Raw genomic sequence first — 16111 nt, 5'->3', positions numbered from 1 at the left:
CACTCAGTAATAACCTAAGCCCTAGTTATTCCACCAATATTTGCTAAAATAGTTGCTAACTCATTCATTTATTGGATATTCAGTGAAAACCCATTTAGGCCGCCGCCCTTTTACTAATATGGAAATTCATACCTTATTCAAAGGGTATATTTATGGCGACCACAAAATGCCACGAGAACAAGCTAAGCATTGGCACTTTTGGCTGCCATTAATAAGCTATTACACTGGCACATTTAGTGACGAAATTGGTCAACTCACACTGGATAATGTAACGAAGCAAGATGGTCATTACTTTTTTGACTTTCATACCAATAACAAAATAAAACCACGTCGTATTCCTGTGCACCCCATGCTTATTGAGCATGGTTTTTTAGACTATCTTCACTTTTTAAAGCAACAAGGGCAGCAACGCTTAATGTTCGACTTGCCTGCAAAGTCTGGCCGTTACAGTGAAAAAGTGCGCATATGGTTCTCAGGTGAAGGTGAACGTGCGGGTTACTTGCAAAAATGCCATATCCCTAATATTGATTTAGATGGCAGAAAAGCGGCCATTAGCTCGTTTCGATTGAACTTTGAAGCGCAAATTCGCATTTCATCCATTCAAGCTGGTAGCAAAGATGCATTTAATTATTTAATGGGGTTTAAGGACTACGCACAGACCGAGTTCGAAAACAGCAAATTATTGTGGCAGATTATCCGTGGTGTGAGAGCGCTGCCAGGCAGTATTTCATGGCAACGCTTTTGTGATAGACACTAGGCGCGATTTTTAACCCCAAAACTAGAGCGTGTTGATCTTTGTGGTCTAAATTCTGTTCAAATCCAAAGCGTTTTGATCGCGGCGTTGCTTTGTAGGCCTAGCGGGCTAAGTCAAGAAGCAACAACAAAGAACAAAACGCTTTGGGTTGAACCTTTTAGGCTGCGCTTGTTTGGCGTTTATACTGTATTGCCTTATGTGGATGCAGGGTAAGGTGACTTTGCGGGAGCACAAAGTCTTTATCGCTCATTTATGTAAAATAACGACACCACAATCGCTCTGCCTCGTCTAAATGACAAATAAACTGCTGCAGAAATAGGCAGCAAATATCAACACGCTCTAACTTCTATCACAGACAAAAGCCAATAACTCGGTCTCTTTTTGATATTTTAATCGTGTAACTTTATGTTCACAGTGTGCACTTAAATCAAGCCATTTGCTTGGCTTTTTAGCACTGTTTAATGACCAACGATAAATTACATTTTCTTTACCATAAATCAGCGCATCATCACCTTGCCAAGCATAATAATCAACACCTTCGGGCAGCTGCAATACAGGTTTAAATGAATGGTCTTCGCTATTAAATAACGTAATCCACTGCTGATTATTTTTATATTGGCTAAATGAGTACACATTTAGCGTTTGATTAAACGCTAAAGTGCGACCTATATTACCAGCAACAGGTTTACCAGTTTGTTTTTGTGTATTACCAAAATAAAGGGAATGTGGCTCTCCGAGCACAAAAGTAATTAAGTCGTAATTTCTTCCCCAAGCGTGATAACCAATTTTACCGACTTCCTTGCGTAATAATTTGGCAGCCTTTGGCTTATTTAAACCGTACTGCCACAACTCCTGGCTACCATCATGCTCTTCTAAAATAACTGAAAAGCTGTCTTCATTTGGCACTTTTGTTGGCGAATATTCACTAACTTTGGTGTTGGTTAAATTCGTTGTTTGTTTGGTTTTGAAATCGTAAAGCATTACGTCTGTTTGCCACGGTTCTCCCGTCTGCAGCCCTGCGGTATAAAGCAAACCACCATCAATAAAGTTAGGTTGATTATCGTATCCAAGACGGTTAGAGATATTTTTAGCGCTAACGAGTTTATTGTTGTTGAGTTTAACTAAAAACACATCGGTATTTGGTAAACTCGATGCTGTATTACTAGCAAAAGTAGTGCTACACACAGATGCCAACAAAGCAAAGATCACTGTCTTTTTCATTATTATTTTCAAACTATTATGCGTGTTTTTTCCATTAATATCACAGCTATGGTAATAAAGACAAACTTGACCAATCACTGCCGCCCAGATATAAACACATAAACAACTAAAAATAGTGTGCTCTATGTCAGCCAAACACCCCATTATTGCAATCACAGGTTCATCCGGTGCAGGAACGACCACATCAACCAATGCAATTAAACACATCTTCCGCAGCTTAAATATTAATGCGGCATTTGTTGAGGGAGATAGCTTTCACCGCTATACACGCCCTGAAATGGATAAACGTATTCGCGAAGCGCATCAAGAAGGCAAGCATATTAGCTATTTTGGCACAGAGGCCAACGATCTTGCATCGTTAGAACAGTTATTTACTGACTACGGCAATACTGGTTCGGGTAAAAGCCGCCGCTATTTGCATACCTTTGACGAAGCTGTTCCTTACAACCAGCTACCCGGCACATTTACGCCATGGCAAGACCTTGAAAATGACACTGATATTTTATTCTATGAAGGATTACATGGTGGTGCAGTAGACAACGATGTTGATGTTGCACGCCATGTTGATTTGCTAATTGGCATGGTTCCTATTATTAACCTTGAATGGATCCAAAAACTTATTCGCGATACACAAGACCGAGGCCATTCACATGAAGCTGTAATGGGCTCTATCGTGCGTTCTATGGATGATTATATTAACCATATTACACCACAGTTTTCTCGCACCCATATTAACTTTCAGCGTGTGCCAACAGTTGATACATCAAACCCATTTAGCGCAAAAGATATCCCGTCACTTGATGAAAGCTTTGTGGTTATTCGTTTTCGCGGCATTGATGATGTAGATTTTCCGTACTATTTACAAATGATCAATGGCGCGTTTATGTCACGTATGAATACCATGGTGGTACCAGGCGGAAAGATGGGCTTAGCAATGGAGCTTATCCTACGACCTCTTATTGAAGATATCATTAATAAAAAGCGTGCTTTGCAAGATTTAAGGCAAAACTCTTTGCCAATTTAAAACTGGATTTGAGATTTGAGATTTGAGATTTGAGATTTGAGATTTGAGATTTGAGATTTGAGATTTGAGATTTGAGATTTGAGATTTGAGATTTCTAAAAAAATTTAGATTACATTTCTGAACCCTGAAATATTTATATCTAATTTCTCCACAAACTGTAATAAAGTTAGAACACTTGGTGTTGAAATTTAAACCTGGGCAATTAATTTATCTTAATTTACTTTAAGATGAATTGGAGCGCGTAACGTGGTTAGAACTCTTGATATTAAAAGTTCGACCTTTGCGTTTTATTTATCAGGATTTACTTGAAGAATAGTTGGAGCGAGTAACGAGGTTCGAACTCGTGACCTCGACCTTGGCAAGGTCGCGCTCTACCAGCTGAGCTATACTCGCGTCACGATATGCATTTTAGTATTTTTGGTGTGAGTAACACTATCCAAAATTTTGGAGCGAGTAACGAGGTTCGAACTCGTGACCTCGACCTTGGCAAGGTCGCGCTCTACCAGCTGAGCTATACTCGCATTCCATGTAAACCGTTTTTTAACTTGGCTATAGCGTGACTTGTCGCACCTATCACCTCGAGCAGCTAAACTATACTCGTATTACATAATGCATTTTTGAATGATTGGAGCGAGTAACGAGGTTCGAACTCGTGACCTCGACCTTGGCAAGGTCGCGCTCTACCAGCTGAGCTATACTCGCATAATCATGCAGATATAAGATTAAAACGTTCTGGGTGTCTTAATCTATTGTATTTGGAGCGAGTAACGGGGTTTGAACTCTTAATATTAAAAGTTCGACCTTGGCATAACCAAGTACCTATCAACACTTTCCAAAAATTTGGAGCGAGTAACGAGGTTCGAACTCGTGACCTCGACCTTGGCAAGGTCGCGCTCTACCAGCTGAGCTATACTCGCACTCCAATCAACCGTTTTTTAACTTAGCTTTAGCGCAACCTTAGTCGCATCTATCACATCGAGCAGCTGAGCTATACTCGCATTCCAATCAACCGTTTTTTAACTTAGCATTAGCGCAACCTTAGTCGCATCTATCACCTCGAGCAGCTGAACTGTACTCGCATACCAATGCTTAAAGTCTTTTATCGTCTAAGCGGGGCGTGATTTTACATAAAGAATTTAGCTTTGCAAGCAGCAAAGCTAAAATTTTTTAAATTTTGAAGATATTTTGGCGATAAACACGTAATTCAGCGATTGATTCACGAATATCGTCAAGCGCTAAGTGTGTGCCTTGCTTTTTAACAAGGTTAAGCATGTCTGGCGACCAACGTCTTACTAGCTCTTTAATTGAGCTAACGTCAATGTTGCGGTAGTGAAAGTAATCTTCCAATTCGCGCATATATACGTTTAAAAAGCGTCGATCTTGTCCAATTGAGTTACCACACATTGGCGAAACACCTTTTGGCACCCACTTTTCGAGAAATGCGATGGTTTCGCGAATTGCCATTTCTTCGCTGTGCTTACTTTTGCGAACACGTTCAGTTAAACCCGAGTTACCGTGTTGATTAGTGCACCACTCGTCCATACCGGCCAGTACTTCCTCTGACTGATGGACTGCAATTACAGGGCCTTCAGCTAAAACATTAAGCTCAGAGTCTGTTACTACTGTAGCAATTTCTAAGATGCGATCTTGGCTTGGCTCTAATCCGGTCATTTCCAAATCAAGCCAAATTAAATTAGATTCATGAAAAGCCATAACTACCTAGCGGTGCTTTCCTTTCGATTTAATGAATTTGGATATATCATATTATGCTTCTTCAATAGATAAAACGCTTTTTTTAAGTGTTATTTAAGTTATAGGCTAAAAGTGGCAAAACGGAAAAAACTCAGCAAAGGTCAATCTCGCAGAATTAGCGCAAACCATCAAAAGCGTTTAAAGCAGGCTAAAGGTAATCAGCAGACTGAAGAGCAATCTTGGCAAAGCGATAATCTTGGTCCGCAACAAAACGCCAGAGTGATCAGCCGCTTTGGTCAACATGCTGATATTGAAACAGCTGAAGGCGAGATCCTGCGCTGCAATATTCGCCGAACAATTAAAAGCCTTGTTTGTGGCGACAACGTTATTTTTCGTCCTGCAAAAGTAAGCGAAGGTGATTTAGCAGGAGTAATTGAACTTGTTGAAGAACGCACCAGCCAGCTTACGCGCCCTGACTTTTACGACGGTGTAAAAGTGGTTGCTGCCAATATTGACCAAATTTTAATGGTATCGGCCGTATTACCCGAATTTACTCCCAATATCATCGACCGCTACTTAGTAGCCTGTGAAGATATGGGAATAGAGCCAATTTTAGTGCTTAATAAAGTTGATTTACTCGATGACGAAGGCATTGAATACTTAGATGAAGTACTCGATATTTATCGCGATATTGGCTATCAAGTGTATTTCATTAGTAATAAAACAGGCCAAGGCGTCGAAGAACTTAAAGCATTATTAAAAGATAAAAGCAGCATTTTTGTTGGCCAGTCAGGTGTTGGTAAGTCCACATTAGTGAACAGCCTATTACCCGACGCGAATATCTTAACCCAAGAAGTATCTGAAGTTTCAGGCTTAGGTCAGCACACTACAACGGTTTCAACACTGCATCATTTAGCCTCGGGTGGTGATTTAATCGACTCACCTGGAATTCGAGAGTTTGGCTTATGGCATTTAGAAAATGACCGCGTAACTTGGTGCTTTAAAGAGTTCCGTGAGTTTATTGGTGGCTGTAAATTTAGAGACTGCAAACACCTTGACGATCCAGGCTGCATTATTCGTGAAGCCGTTGACGAAGGTAAAATCAGCGAATTACGCTTTGATAGCTACCATCGCATTTTAGAATCAATGGAAGATGGTCGTGCGGGTGCGCGCAATCCAAGAGTATAGAGTCATTCAACAACTTGATGTAAAATACGAAAAATTTTTTAGGGATACGACCTCGTGAGTTTAGATAAATTCAAAATTGGCGCGCAGTACGCCATGCCAAAACACCTTATATCTCGCTTAGTGGGTAAATTAGCAGCAGCACAAGCAGGCAAGCTAACCACCAGCTTAATTAAAAGCTTTATTAAGCAATACGGCATAGATATGAGCGAAGCCAAATACGAAGATCCGGCTCACTATAAAACCTTTAACGAATTTTTCACTCGTCCATTAAAAGACGGCCTGCGCCCAATTGCGGAAGATAAAGACATAATCGCTCACCCTGTAGATGGTAAAATTTCGCAACTTGGTGACGTAGTTGATGATCGCTTGATTCAAGCAAAAGGTCATGACTTTAGCTTGCAAGAATTATTGGGTGGTGATGAAAATGTAGCAGCGCCGTTTCAAGGCGGTAAATTTGCGACTATTTACCTAGCACCAAAAGACTACCACCGCATTCATATGCCAATTGGCGGTAAACTGCGCAAAATGGTGTATGTACCGGGTGATTTATTCTCGGTAAACCCACTTACCGCTGAAAATGTACCAAACTTGTTCTCACGCAATGAGCGTGTAGTTGCTATTTTTGATACTGAAATTGGCCCTCTTGCTATGGTTTTAGTGGGTGCAACCATTGTAGCCAGCATCGAAACCATTTGGGCTGGTACAGTAACACCACCAGCAGGTAAAGACGTATTCACATGGGATTACCCTGAAAATGGCCACAATCAACTTATTTTAAATAAAGGTGATGAAATGGGCCGCTTTAAATTGGGCTCTACCGTTATCTTAGCTTGGGGTTCTGAAGTAGCTGATTTCCTTGATGGTGAAGTTGCAGGTACAGTAACGCGCATGGGTACGCCATTTGCGAAAATCAAAAATAAAGAAGAGCAAAACGAACAAGCTGACGCGCCTACTGAAGAGTAATCAGTACTAAAATCAAAAAAGGGAGCAACCGCTCCCTTTTTTAATGTTTTACGCGCTGTCTTCTTATCACTGCGCCAGCAGTAAGAATAAACAACATTAACCATGAGTTACTGCCAGACGAATCCTTTTTAACGTCTTCTGGTACCTCTGGAAGAGGCACTGGCTCTGGCTCAGCTTCAACCTTTAAATCTAGCTCATAACGCGCCTCTTGCTCATGCTCATCAGTTACCACTAACTCAACTTTATAGCTGCCTGCTTGAGAGAAGCTATGCGAGAATAACATTCCACTCGCCGATGCGTCTTCCGCTTTCCAAGCATAACTTAACGTGTTGCTATCAGCATCGGTACTAAGCGATGCATCAAACTCACACGCTAAATAGTTACACAGGTGTGAAACAACAGCTTCTGGCGCAAATAACTCTGTAACATTAAAGTCTATAGCTAAGCTATTTGACACACCAATAGAGTTAGTCACAACAAGGGTTGCAGAATAACTGCCAAGTGAAGGCAATATATGTGTCGCCTCTTCCCCTTCGAGCACATCGCCGCTAGACAGTTGCCATTTGTAGTTGAAGCCACTTACTGGGTTTTCCACATTAAATTGGCATTTAGCGCCAGAACACACAACGTTTCCTGCCACACTTGGCGGATTCGTATCAATACTTTGTGCCGTAATCGTGCCCCAATAGCCATCACTATCCTGCGCTTGCATATACACAATTGCTTTTTTGTCGATTAGTTGATTGTTGTTAATCACAATCTCAAACTGCTCGGTGATGCTATCTGCGTTACCATCACTAAACATCGCCAGCTGTTGATTGTCATCTGACACCAGCTGATTAACCGCATACCTTACCTTAGAAATATTTTGCATTGGCCAGGAGCTATTGTTTTTAAAGCGTGCATCCGTTGCGTTCGCTTTTAAAACTATTTGCTGCTGCGCATTCAACGCCAAATTTATATCGGCAATATCTGGACCCTGTGTTAACTGATAAGGCGCTTTTGTTACCTTAGCTGCATAAAGTAGTGCCTTTAAGTTATCTGGCTTGATTAACGCACCATAATAACCACACGATTGGAAAAACGCGGTACCTAATTCAAAGGTAATATGTGCAATACCAAGTTCACCATAAGCTAAATTATCTGAAGTACCATCGGTCGGGTATAAACCTACCGATTGCATTGGTCGATAGTCATTAAAATACGCAAGTTTTCGACCTAACGATTCTAACCCTTTGGCATTTGGCGCAGCATCATAGCTGCCACCCCAAGGCCATAAAATAAGCTGACTGTAGCTGTGAATGTCTAAATACAAGCCTTGAGTATTTTCAGGCGCTGCATCGCTAATATTTGGCCCGCGTTGATCAGGGAAAATACTACGAACATAGCTCTCAACTGCAGCCACTTCAGGCTCTGAACCTGGGCTATCTCCCCGATATGTTGCAGAACATGCATCACCACTAGAGCCGCCATCAACCGAGCCCCAGCCAAAGCTAAAGTTACGATTTAAATCAACACCAACATTGGCCTCTAAACAATGATTTTCGTTAACATTTTTACGCTGAGAAACGCCTGTTTCCGCAATTTTTCGTCCATCGGGGTTTGTTTGAAAGAGAATATGAATGTGCTGTGTTTCTAAAATCCAGTTGATATCAGCATTGGTTTCACGCTCTGCTAATAACTGTTTGGCAAAATCTAATGTCAATGCGGCTGTAGCTAGCTCTCGGGCATGCATTGCGCTTTGAATAAATAAAATTGGCGGATTAACTAAATCTTTTTTACCGATTTTTAAAACTTTTAAATCGTAGCCTTCACCTTTGTTTTGCTTTTGCCATGAATCACCAATATCTACCAGTTCTGTGTATTCGGGGTGAGCTGCTACTAAATCATCCACTTGCTGAAAAGTTTCTTCTACCGTTGCGTAGCAGCTAAAACCTGGTATTCCCGTGCTGTTGCTAGTCAACTTATCAAAAATGTTTTGTTGCTTGGTTAAAAATTGCTTTGCCAGATGTTCTGCTGGTTGCAAAGTTGCACCAAAGCGCTTTAATAAGGATTGTTCTTCTTTGCTAAGCGTAAACAATACACCATTTGGACGATCGCCAATTAAATTATGATGCAAACTTATCTTAGCTTTGGCTTCAATATCTGAATTAGGAAAAGTGACTAAATAGTGTTGTGATGGCTGCACACTTGCAATTGCATTTGTAGCACCAAGCATTAAACCCGAAATTAATAATTTTCTAAGCATGTTCCCTCCAATTAGCATGAATACCAATTCACTTAAGTAGCTGTTCACATGCTTAACAGAATTGATATAAACTAAAATACCTAATTCGGGTAAAAACACAAATATCATAACGTTGGGAAATGTAAATGAAAGGTAGTATTACGTAGAATCGTATCTACTCTAACTGGGTATGAATTCAGCCAGCCTTATACGTTGTTACACACTGTACAGGTTTTTGACGTGGTAAATGCAAAAGCACTTTGCTTAAAACTTCGAGCATCAAATTGTAAAAACTGCGGTAAGTTATCTTCACCCAACAGTAAAAGTATTGCGGCGATTGCCTGCTGTGCGCCAATTACACCTAGCAGCGGGCTGATAACGCCCAAGGTATCGCAGTTTTGCGCATGATTTTGATTGTCATTTGGAAATAAACACTCATAACAAGGGGCGTCATTTCCTCTATTATCAACAATACAAAGCTGACCCTGCCAGCCCATAGCAGCACCGGAAACAAGCGGTTTAGCAAACTGCTTAGCAAGGCGATTAACTAAATAGCGTGTTTTGAAATTATCACTGCAATCAAGTACTAAATCACAATCTTCGATAAGCAACTTCGCATTATGCTCATCCAATTGTTCTGAGATAGTTGATAGTGATATTTGGTTATTCAGCGCTTGCAGCGTTTTGCCCGCGGCTTTGCTTTTACTTTGCCCAATATGACTGACTTTATAGAGAATTTGCCGCTGCAAATTAGACAACTCAACCTCATCATGGTCGACCAACGTTAGCTGTCCGATACCCGATGCTGCCAAATAAAACGCTGCGGGAGAACCAAGGCCACCCAAACCAATAATTAATACGCGTGCCACTTTTAATTTAAGTTGCGCAGTTTCGTCAATTTCTGGCAATAGTAACTGGCGAGAATAACGAATTAGTTCTTGGTTTGATAACGATGACATGATTACTTCAATACACTTTCAAGTTCAACAATGGCCGCTTCCGGGTCAGCTGCTTCTGTAATTGCGCGCACAACCGCAATACTGCCAACGCCAGTTTTTGCAACCTCTTCAGCACGGTTTAAGTCTATGCCACCAATTGCCACTACAGGATAATCATGCATTAGTGGTACAAAGTGTTTTAACTTTTCAAGGCCTTGAATTTGCCCGGTCATATCTTTGGTTGTGGTTGGATAAATTGCACCAAAAGCCAAATAACTTGGGCGATAATTATGAGCACGTAGCACTTCATAAAAACCATGAGTAGAGACACCTAGGCGAATGCCTGCTTGTTTAATTTCAGCTAAATTAGCGACCGAAATATCTTCTTGGCCAAGATGTATACCGTAAGCACCATGCTTTATTGCTAATTGCCAATAATCATTGATAAATAAGCGCGCGTCGTATTTTTTACCAAGGGTAATCGCGGTTGCGATTTTTTCTTCAAGATCAGCATCGCTGCTATCTTTAATACGCAGCTGAATGGTTTTAATACCCGCTTTTAAACAGCGCTCAATCCAATCAACTGAATCAACCACGGGGTAAATACCTAAATTACGCGTTTCTATTTTTGCAAAATCACGGGCACTGACTTGCTCAGAATCCATTTCTAGATCTAGTTCCTGACCTAGCCACGAATCCGCTTCAATCACTTCTGGGTAGTCATTTATATCGTGTGGAAAACCACAATGAGCCACTGGGCCGATACCTTGACCATAGCGTGTTGCATGCTTTAAGCCTTGATTAATATAGGCTTTAGCAAGAATAAAGGCATCATTCAGCGGATAGTCTTTCGCGAGATTGGCTGCAACACTGGAAGCAAAGGAACACCCTGTACCATGACTGTGCGGTGTGTTAATTGCTTTATTGCCTAGCCAATACTCTTCACCTTGATGAGCACCATAATCGATGCAATAGCCTTTTGGATAATCCCAATGGCCGCCTTTTATCAGCACACTTGGTACACCTAACTCTTTAAACGCTTTCGCTGCATCTTGCACTGCACTTGGGCCAATTAAATACACACCGGTAAGAATTTGCGTTTCTTGTGTATTTGGTGTGATCACATCGACTTGTGGTAATAAATGGGTTTTAATCGCCGGTAGAATATCTTCTTCAGTTAAACTGTCACCGCTTGAGGCTACCGCTACAGGGTCGTAAACAACAACTGGTGGCGTTTGCCATGTGGTTTTGTAGCGTTTAAGTGTATTAGCAATGAACTCTACTTGCTGTTCATTGGCAAGCATGCCAATTTTAATCACTTTAGGTTGTACATCTTGCTCAAGGGCATCAAGTTGGGATTCAATCACCTTGATTGCCACACTATTGATCTCTTCAACGCCCATGCTATTTTGCGCTGTAAGCGCCGTAATAACACTACATGCATGCACACCAAAACTTTGCGCTGCTTTTATATCAGCTTGAATACCCGCGCCGCCGCCAGCGTCAGAGCCAGCAATAGTCCAAATTAAATTACCCATTAGATCCCAATTTAAAACTGATTTATGTTGTGCGATTTACTGCTGATGCCAAAAAGGCATGCCCATTGTAGGGGTTGATGGTTTTGCAACCTCTTTTTCTGGCATTGCTTTGGCTTCATAAGCGATTCTGCCTGCGTCTACCGCAAGAGAAAAAGCCTTTGCCATTGCAATTGGGTCGCCCGCTTGCGCTACCGCACTATTTAATAGTACCGCATCATACCCCATTTCCATTGCGGTTGCTGCGTGTGAAGGTAAGCCAAGTCCTGCATCCACAAGTAATGTGGTATTGGGTAAACGCTCACGAATGGTTTTTAACGCATACGGATTTAACAATCCTTTACCTGTTCCAATTGGCGCGCCCCACGGCATCAGTACTTCACACCCTAAATCTACTAATTTTTGGCAAATCACTAAATCATCAGTGCAATAGGGTAACACTTCAAAACCGTCGTCAATTAGTTGTTTTGTCGCTTCCAGTAAACCAATCGGATCGGGCTGTAAATTATACTCATCACCAATAAGCTCAAGCTTAATCCAATTAGTCTGAAACACTTCGCGGCACATTTTGGCAAGGGTTACGGCTTCTTGCACACTATGACAACCTGCGGTATTGGGTAATACTTTAAGGCCGGTATCTTTTATCAATTGCCAGAAGTCATTACCGGCTTCAAGAGTTCCTTGGCGGCGCAACGATACCGTCACCACCTCAGCACCCGATGCCTTAATTGATTGCTGCATTACTGCTGGAGATGGATACAAGGCTGAGCCAATAAATAAACGGCTCGACAGCGTTTGCCCATAAATAGTTAACGGTTTATCCATTAGCCCCCCTGTATTGGCGAGAGAATTTCAATCTGATCGCCATCAGCCAATTTGATGCCTTCGCACTGTTCACGCGGCACAAAGCTTTGATTTACCGCCACCGCATAGGGTTCACTCGCACCCAACTGCGATAGCAAAGCAAGCAACGTCGTATTGCTTTCAACATCGCGCTTTTCGCCATTAATTATTAAATTCATTTTGCACTCTTAGTTAATCTGTTCAAGCGCCATTTCAACCACTTTTGGCGCCAGTAAATAACCATGTCTATACAAGCCATTAATCACTATGCGCTTACCTTGTTTTTCAACCAATGGGCGGTTATCGGGCAGGCTTGGCCTTAGCCCTGCTTGCATTTCAAGTATTTCGGCTTCAGCAAAGCCACTGTGCACTGTATACGCAGCCGACAACAACTCCATCGCAGAACGCAGCGTCATAGGCTTTGTTGATTGCGATTCAATCTCTGTCGCGCCAATTACAAATTCATGATTTGGCTTTGGCACAATATAGATTGGATAGCGAGGGTGCATTAATCGTACAGGGCGATTAAGCGTCACTTCTGGCGCATACAAGCGCACTACTTCACCGCGAACACCGCGAAGGTTATTAAGCGAAGGTTTAGCACCTAAGCCACGGCAATCCAAAATCACATCAAAGTGGTTTTCGTTAATATTGCCTGAAAACGAATCAAAGAAAGTAACCTTGTCTTTTACTTGTTGGTAACTTGCCGCAAAAAACGCTCGATTATCAAGCTGACCTTCACATGGTAAATAAATACCTTGATGAAAACGCCCAGCAAGGGATGGTTCAAGTTCTGCAAGCTGCGCACTATTCAGTTGCTGAGCACTTTGCTCTGCCAGCGGCTTTAAGCGATTCGCAAACGAGTCTAAATCGCCTTTGTCTTGCTGATGTGCAACCACTAAGCTGCCGTTTTGTTGAAAAAACACCGGCTCGTCTAACAATTCAAGGATCGACTGCCACAGTGGTATCGCCTGCAAGCCAAGCTCTGCTAAATCAGCTTCACATAATACCGATTCAGCCAACGGTGCAAGCATGGCTGCCGCAACAAAACCTGCACTTTGCTCACCAGTTACCTTACCTGACTCAAACACCGATACCTGATGCTGTTGATAAAGCTGTAAAGCCGCTAAGCGCCCCGTTAAGCCGTAACCTAAAATCGCTATTTTTTTTCGCTGTGAAGTTGCTGTCATAATACGCCCAAGCAGTTAATGAATAATCAGAATTCAGTACCTTTACTTACTGAATTCTGAATGCTTATTACTGTTTTACACTTTCTGATAAATTTCAGAACCAGCCGATTTAAACTCTTCTGATTTCGCTTTCATTTCTGCCTCAACATCAATCATTTTGATTTCAATTGCATTCGCATCTGAAATATCGACCCCCTGATTTTCTAAGTCTTTCGCGTAATCACGCACTTCCTGGGTGATTTTCATCGAACAGAATTTAGGACCACACATTGAACAAAAATGTGCAACTTTGCCTGACTCTTGCGGAAGGGTTTCATCATGATACTCAAGCGCGCGTTCAGGATCTAAACCAAGGTTAAACTGATCGTGCCAACGGAACTCAAAACGTGCTTTAGAAAGTGCGTTATCGCGAATTTGCGCACCTGGGTGACCTTTTGCCAAATCTGCTGCATGCGCTGCAATCTTATAAGTAATAAGGCCTTCTTTAACATCATCTTTATTCGGTAAACCTAAATGCTCTTTTGGCGTTACATAACAAAGCATTGCTGTGCCGTACCAAGCAATTTGCGCTGCCCCAATGCCTGATGTGAAGTGATCATAACCCGGTGCAATATCGGTTGTTAGTGGACCTAAGGTATAAAATGGTGCTTCATGACAATGCTTAAGCTGCTCGTCCATATTGGCTTTGATCATATGCATTGGCACGTGACCTGGGCCTTCGATGAATACCTGCACATCGTGTTTCCAAGCAATTTGAGTTAGCTCACCTAATGTACGTAACTCTGAAAATTGCGCTTCATCGTTTGCATCAGCTACTGAGCCTGGGCGCAGGCCATCACCGAGTGAGAAACACACATCGTATTGCTTTAAAATTTCACAGATTTCTTCAAAGTGAGTGTATAAGAAGTTTTCTTTATGGTGCGCTAAACACCATTTCGCCATAATTGAACCACCACGCGATACAATACCGGTAACACGTTTTGCCGTCATTGGTACATAGCGAAGTAAAACACCGGCGTGAATAGTAAAGTAATCCACACCCTGCTCTGCTTGTTCAATGAGCGTATCACGGAAGATTTCCCAAGTTAGGTCTTCTGCTACACCGTTTACTTTTTCAAGCGCTTGATAAATTGGTACGGTACCAATTGGTACTGGCGAGTTACGCACAATCCATTCACGTGTTTCGTGAATATAACGGCCAGTCGATAAATCCATTACCGTATCAGCGCCCCAACGTGTTGACCATACAAGCTTTTCAACTTCTTCTTCAATTGAGCTTGATACTGACGAGTTACCAATGTTTGAATTAACTTTAACTAAAAAGTTACGGCCAATGATCATTGGCTCAGATTCTGGGTGGTTGATATTATTTGGTAATACCGCACGGCCGCGTGCAATTTCATCACGAACAAATTCTGGTGTAATAAAATCTGGCAGCTCCGCACCAAACGATTCGCCTTTGTGTTGCTGCGCTAAAATTTCTTCACGAATTTTTTCACGGCCCATATTTTCACGAATCGCAACGTATTCCATTTCTGGTGTGATAATTCCCTGACGCGCATAATGCATTTGCGTAACGTTTTTACCCGCTTTAGCACAGCGCACTTTTGGTAAATTCTCAAAACGTAAATGATCTAACCCTTCGTCAGCCATTCGCTGCTGTGTGTATTGCGAGGTTACAGACACTAGCTCTTCAGTATCATCACGGCCTTCAATCCACGCTTGACGGAATTTTGGTAAACCAACTTCAACATTCAGCTCAGCATTCGGATCAGTATAAGGGCCCGATGTGTCGTAAACACGCACCGGTTCGTTCTTTTCAAAAATAGGGTTTTCTTCAGTACCACCAGCGAAAGTATCACTTAATGTGATTTCGCGCATACCAACGCGTACGCCTGGGTTTTCACCTTCCACATAAGTTTTTTGAGAATTAGGAAACGGCTGAGTTTTAAGGTTGTATATATAATCAGATGCTGCTTGTCGCGCTTCGCGACGGCTCATTTGATTTGCTGGCTTAGTATTACTTTGTGACATGACGCACCTTTAAATAATTAAATCGAGTGACGGTCTTGCCAAAGTTCGTGATGATTGAAGCGCACACAGCGCCTAGGAGGCAGTTCTTAATATAATTAAGACAACAGTGAAAAGGTTTTTTGCCAAATGGCAAACAAACGCTTGCCACCAAGCTGCTTGTTTCCTACGTAGATGCTAATCTATTCAGGTTCACGGATCCCGCTAATGCGATCTCAGCCTTAGTTTTACTTAAAAAGTAAAAGGCACTCCGACAAGTAACGACTGAATTCTATGCGTTTATTCTAAGCGACGCAATAAAAGATTACGCTGATAAGACCAATGGAGAAGTAATTGACTGTGCCAAATAAGAATTGGCGCTCTCGCTAGGGATCGAACCTAGAACTCGGCCTCCGGAGGGCCACGTGATATCCATTTCACCACGAGAGCACGGCGACAATAATAATGGCTAAACTACCTAATTACCAGCTAATGAAAACTCACTTGGCTAATATATCAACAAGAT

The 16111-nt window shown here is 41.9% G+C and carries 13 protein-coding genes, 5 tRNA genes and 1 riboswitch; of the genes, 4 read left to right on the top strand and 14 right to left on the bottom strand.

Translation table 11 applies throughout. The annotated features are described in order from the left end of the window. The first annotated feature begins 82 nt into the window (after positions 1 to 82). Positions 83 to 757, top strand: coding sequence for a hypothetical protein (locus L1068_RS12230; protein WP_054979065.1), 675 nt, complete (start codon positions 83 to 85; stop codon positions 755 to 757). 336 nt (positions 758 to 1093) lie between these two features. Here the strand turns inward: L1068_RS12230 and L1068_RS12225 are convergent, their stop codons facing one another. Further along, complete coding sequence (locus L1068_RS12225) at positions 1094 to 1975, bottom strand: hypothetical protein (protein WP_237130500.1); 882 nt, start codon at positions 1973 to 1975, stop codon at positions 1094 to 1096. A gap of 124 nt (positions 1976 to 2099) precedes the next feature. Between L1068_RS12225 and L1068_RS12220 the strand changes: the two genes are divergently transcribed. Beyond that, positions 2100 to 2999, top strand: coding sequence for a phosphoribulokinase (locus tag L1068_RS12220; protein ID WP_100912614.1), 900 nt, complete (start codon positions 2100 to 2102; stop codon positions 2997 to 2999). A gap of 317 nt (positions 3000 to 3316) precedes the next feature. On the opposite strand, the gene L1068_RS12215 is transcribed toward L1068_RS12220, so the two are convergent. The 5 genes from L1068_RS12215 to orn form a co-directional block, all read right to left on the bottom strand. After that, positions 3317 to 3392: transfer RNA gene (locus L1068_RS12215), tRNA-Gly, on the bottom strand. Between the two features lie 52 nt (positions 3393 to 3444). After that, positions 3445 to 3520 (bottom strand) — tRNA-Gly (locus tag L1068_RS12210). Between the two features lie 105 nt (positions 3521 to 3625). Next, positions 3626 to 3701 (bottom strand) — tRNA-Gly (locus tag L1068_RS12205). A gap of 139 nt (positions 3702 to 3840) precedes the next feature. Next, positions 3841 to 3916, bottom strand: a tRNA-Gly gene (locus tag L1068_RS12200). 250 nt (positions 3917 to 4166) lie between these two features. Further along, complete coding sequence (gene orn, locus L1068_RS12195; protein ID WP_237130499.1) at positions 4167 to 4712, bottom strand: oligoribonuclease; 546 nt, start codon at positions 4710 to 4712, stop codon at positions 4167 to 4169. 111 nt (positions 4713 to 4823) lie between these two features. On the opposite strand from orn, the gene rsgA reads away from it, so the two are divergent. Both rsgA and asd read left to right on the top strand, forming a co-directional pair. Next, a complete protein-coding gene (gene rsgA / locus L1068_RS12190; RefSeq protein ID WP_054979063.1) occupies positions 4824 to 5879 on the top strand; it encodes a small ribosomal subunit biogenesis GTPase RsgA in 1056 nt (351 codons plus the stop codon). A 54-nt stretch (positions 5880 to 5933) separates the two neighbouring features. Then, on the top strand, positions 5934 to 6842 hold the full coding sequence (gene asd / locus L1068_RS12185) for an archaetidylserine decarboxylase (protein ID WP_054979062.1): 909 nt from the start codon (positions 5934 to 5936) through the stop codon (positions 6840 to 6842). Positions 6843 to 6882: 40 nt separating this feature from the next. Here asd and L1068_RS12180 read toward each other — a convergent pair whose 3' ends face one another. From L1068_RS12180 to L1068_RS12145, 8 genes are all read right to left on the bottom strand, one after another. Further along, complete coding sequence (locus L1068_RS12180) at positions 6883 to 9090, bottom strand: M14 family zinc carboxypeptidase (RefSeq protein ID WP_237130498.1); 2208 nt, start codon at positions 9088 to 9090, stop codon at positions 6883 to 6885. A gap of 185 nt (positions 9091 to 9275) precedes the next feature. Then, positions 9276 to 10028, bottom strand: coding sequence for a HesA/MoeB/ThiF family protein (locus tag L1068_RS12175; protein WP_237130497.1), 753 nt, complete (start codon positions 10026 to 10028; stop codon positions 9276 to 9278). Between the two features lie 2 nt (positions 10029 to 10030). After that, positions 10031 to 11545, bottom strand: a complete 1515-nt coding sequence (gene thiE / locus L1068_RS12170; RefSeq protein WP_237130496.1) for a thiamine phosphate synthase — start codon at positions 11543 to 11545, stop codon at positions 10031 to 10033. A gap of 36 nt (positions 11546 to 11581) precedes the next feature. Further along, positions 11582 to 12367 (bottom strand): thiazole synthase, encoded by a 786-nt coding sequence (locus L1068_RS12165; protein ID WP_138634693.1) that lies wholly within the window; start codon positions 12365 to 12367, stop codon positions 11582 to 11584. Continuing rightward, positions 12367 to 12564 (bottom strand): sulfur carrier protein ThiS, encoded by a 198-nt coding sequence (gene thiS / locus L1068_RS12160; protein WP_237130495.1) that lies wholly within the window; start codon positions 12562 to 12564, stop codon positions 12367 to 12369. The genes L1068_RS12165 and thiS overlap by 1 nt, the downstream gene beginning before the upstream one ends. Before the next feature lie 9 nt (positions 12565 to 12573). After that, positions 12574 to 13575, bottom strand: coding sequence for an FAD-dependent oxidoreductase (locus tag L1068_RS12155; protein WP_237130494.1), 1002 nt, complete (start codon positions 13573 to 13575; stop codon positions 12574 to 12576). 75 nt (positions 13576 to 13650) lie between these two features. Then, positions 13651 to 15609, bottom strand: a complete 1959-nt coding sequence (gene thiC, locus L1068_RS12150) for a phosphomethylpyrimidine synthase ThiC (RefSeq protein ID WP_275419486.1) — start codon at positions 15607 to 15609, stop codon at positions 13651 to 13653. A 143-nt stretch (positions 15610 to 15752) separates the two neighbouring features. Beyond that, positions 15753 to 15869, bottom strand: a riboswitch (TPP riboswitch). A 91-nt stretch (positions 15870 to 15960) separates the two neighbouring features. Continuing rightward, positions 15961 to 16035 (bottom strand) — tRNA-Arg (locus tag L1068_RS12145). Positions 16036 to 16111: the final 76 nt, after the last annotated feature.

The sequence above is a fragment of the Pseudoalteromonas sp. MMG024 genome (genome assembly GCF_021654175.1).
In the GTDB taxonomy this organism is placed as follows: domain Bacteria; phylum Pseudomonadota; class Gammaproteobacteria; order Enterobacterales; family Alteromonadaceae; genus Pseudoalteromonas.
The sequence above is the reverse complement of the archived record's forward strand: the minus strand, read 5'-3'. Positions and strand labels throughout refer to the sequence as shown.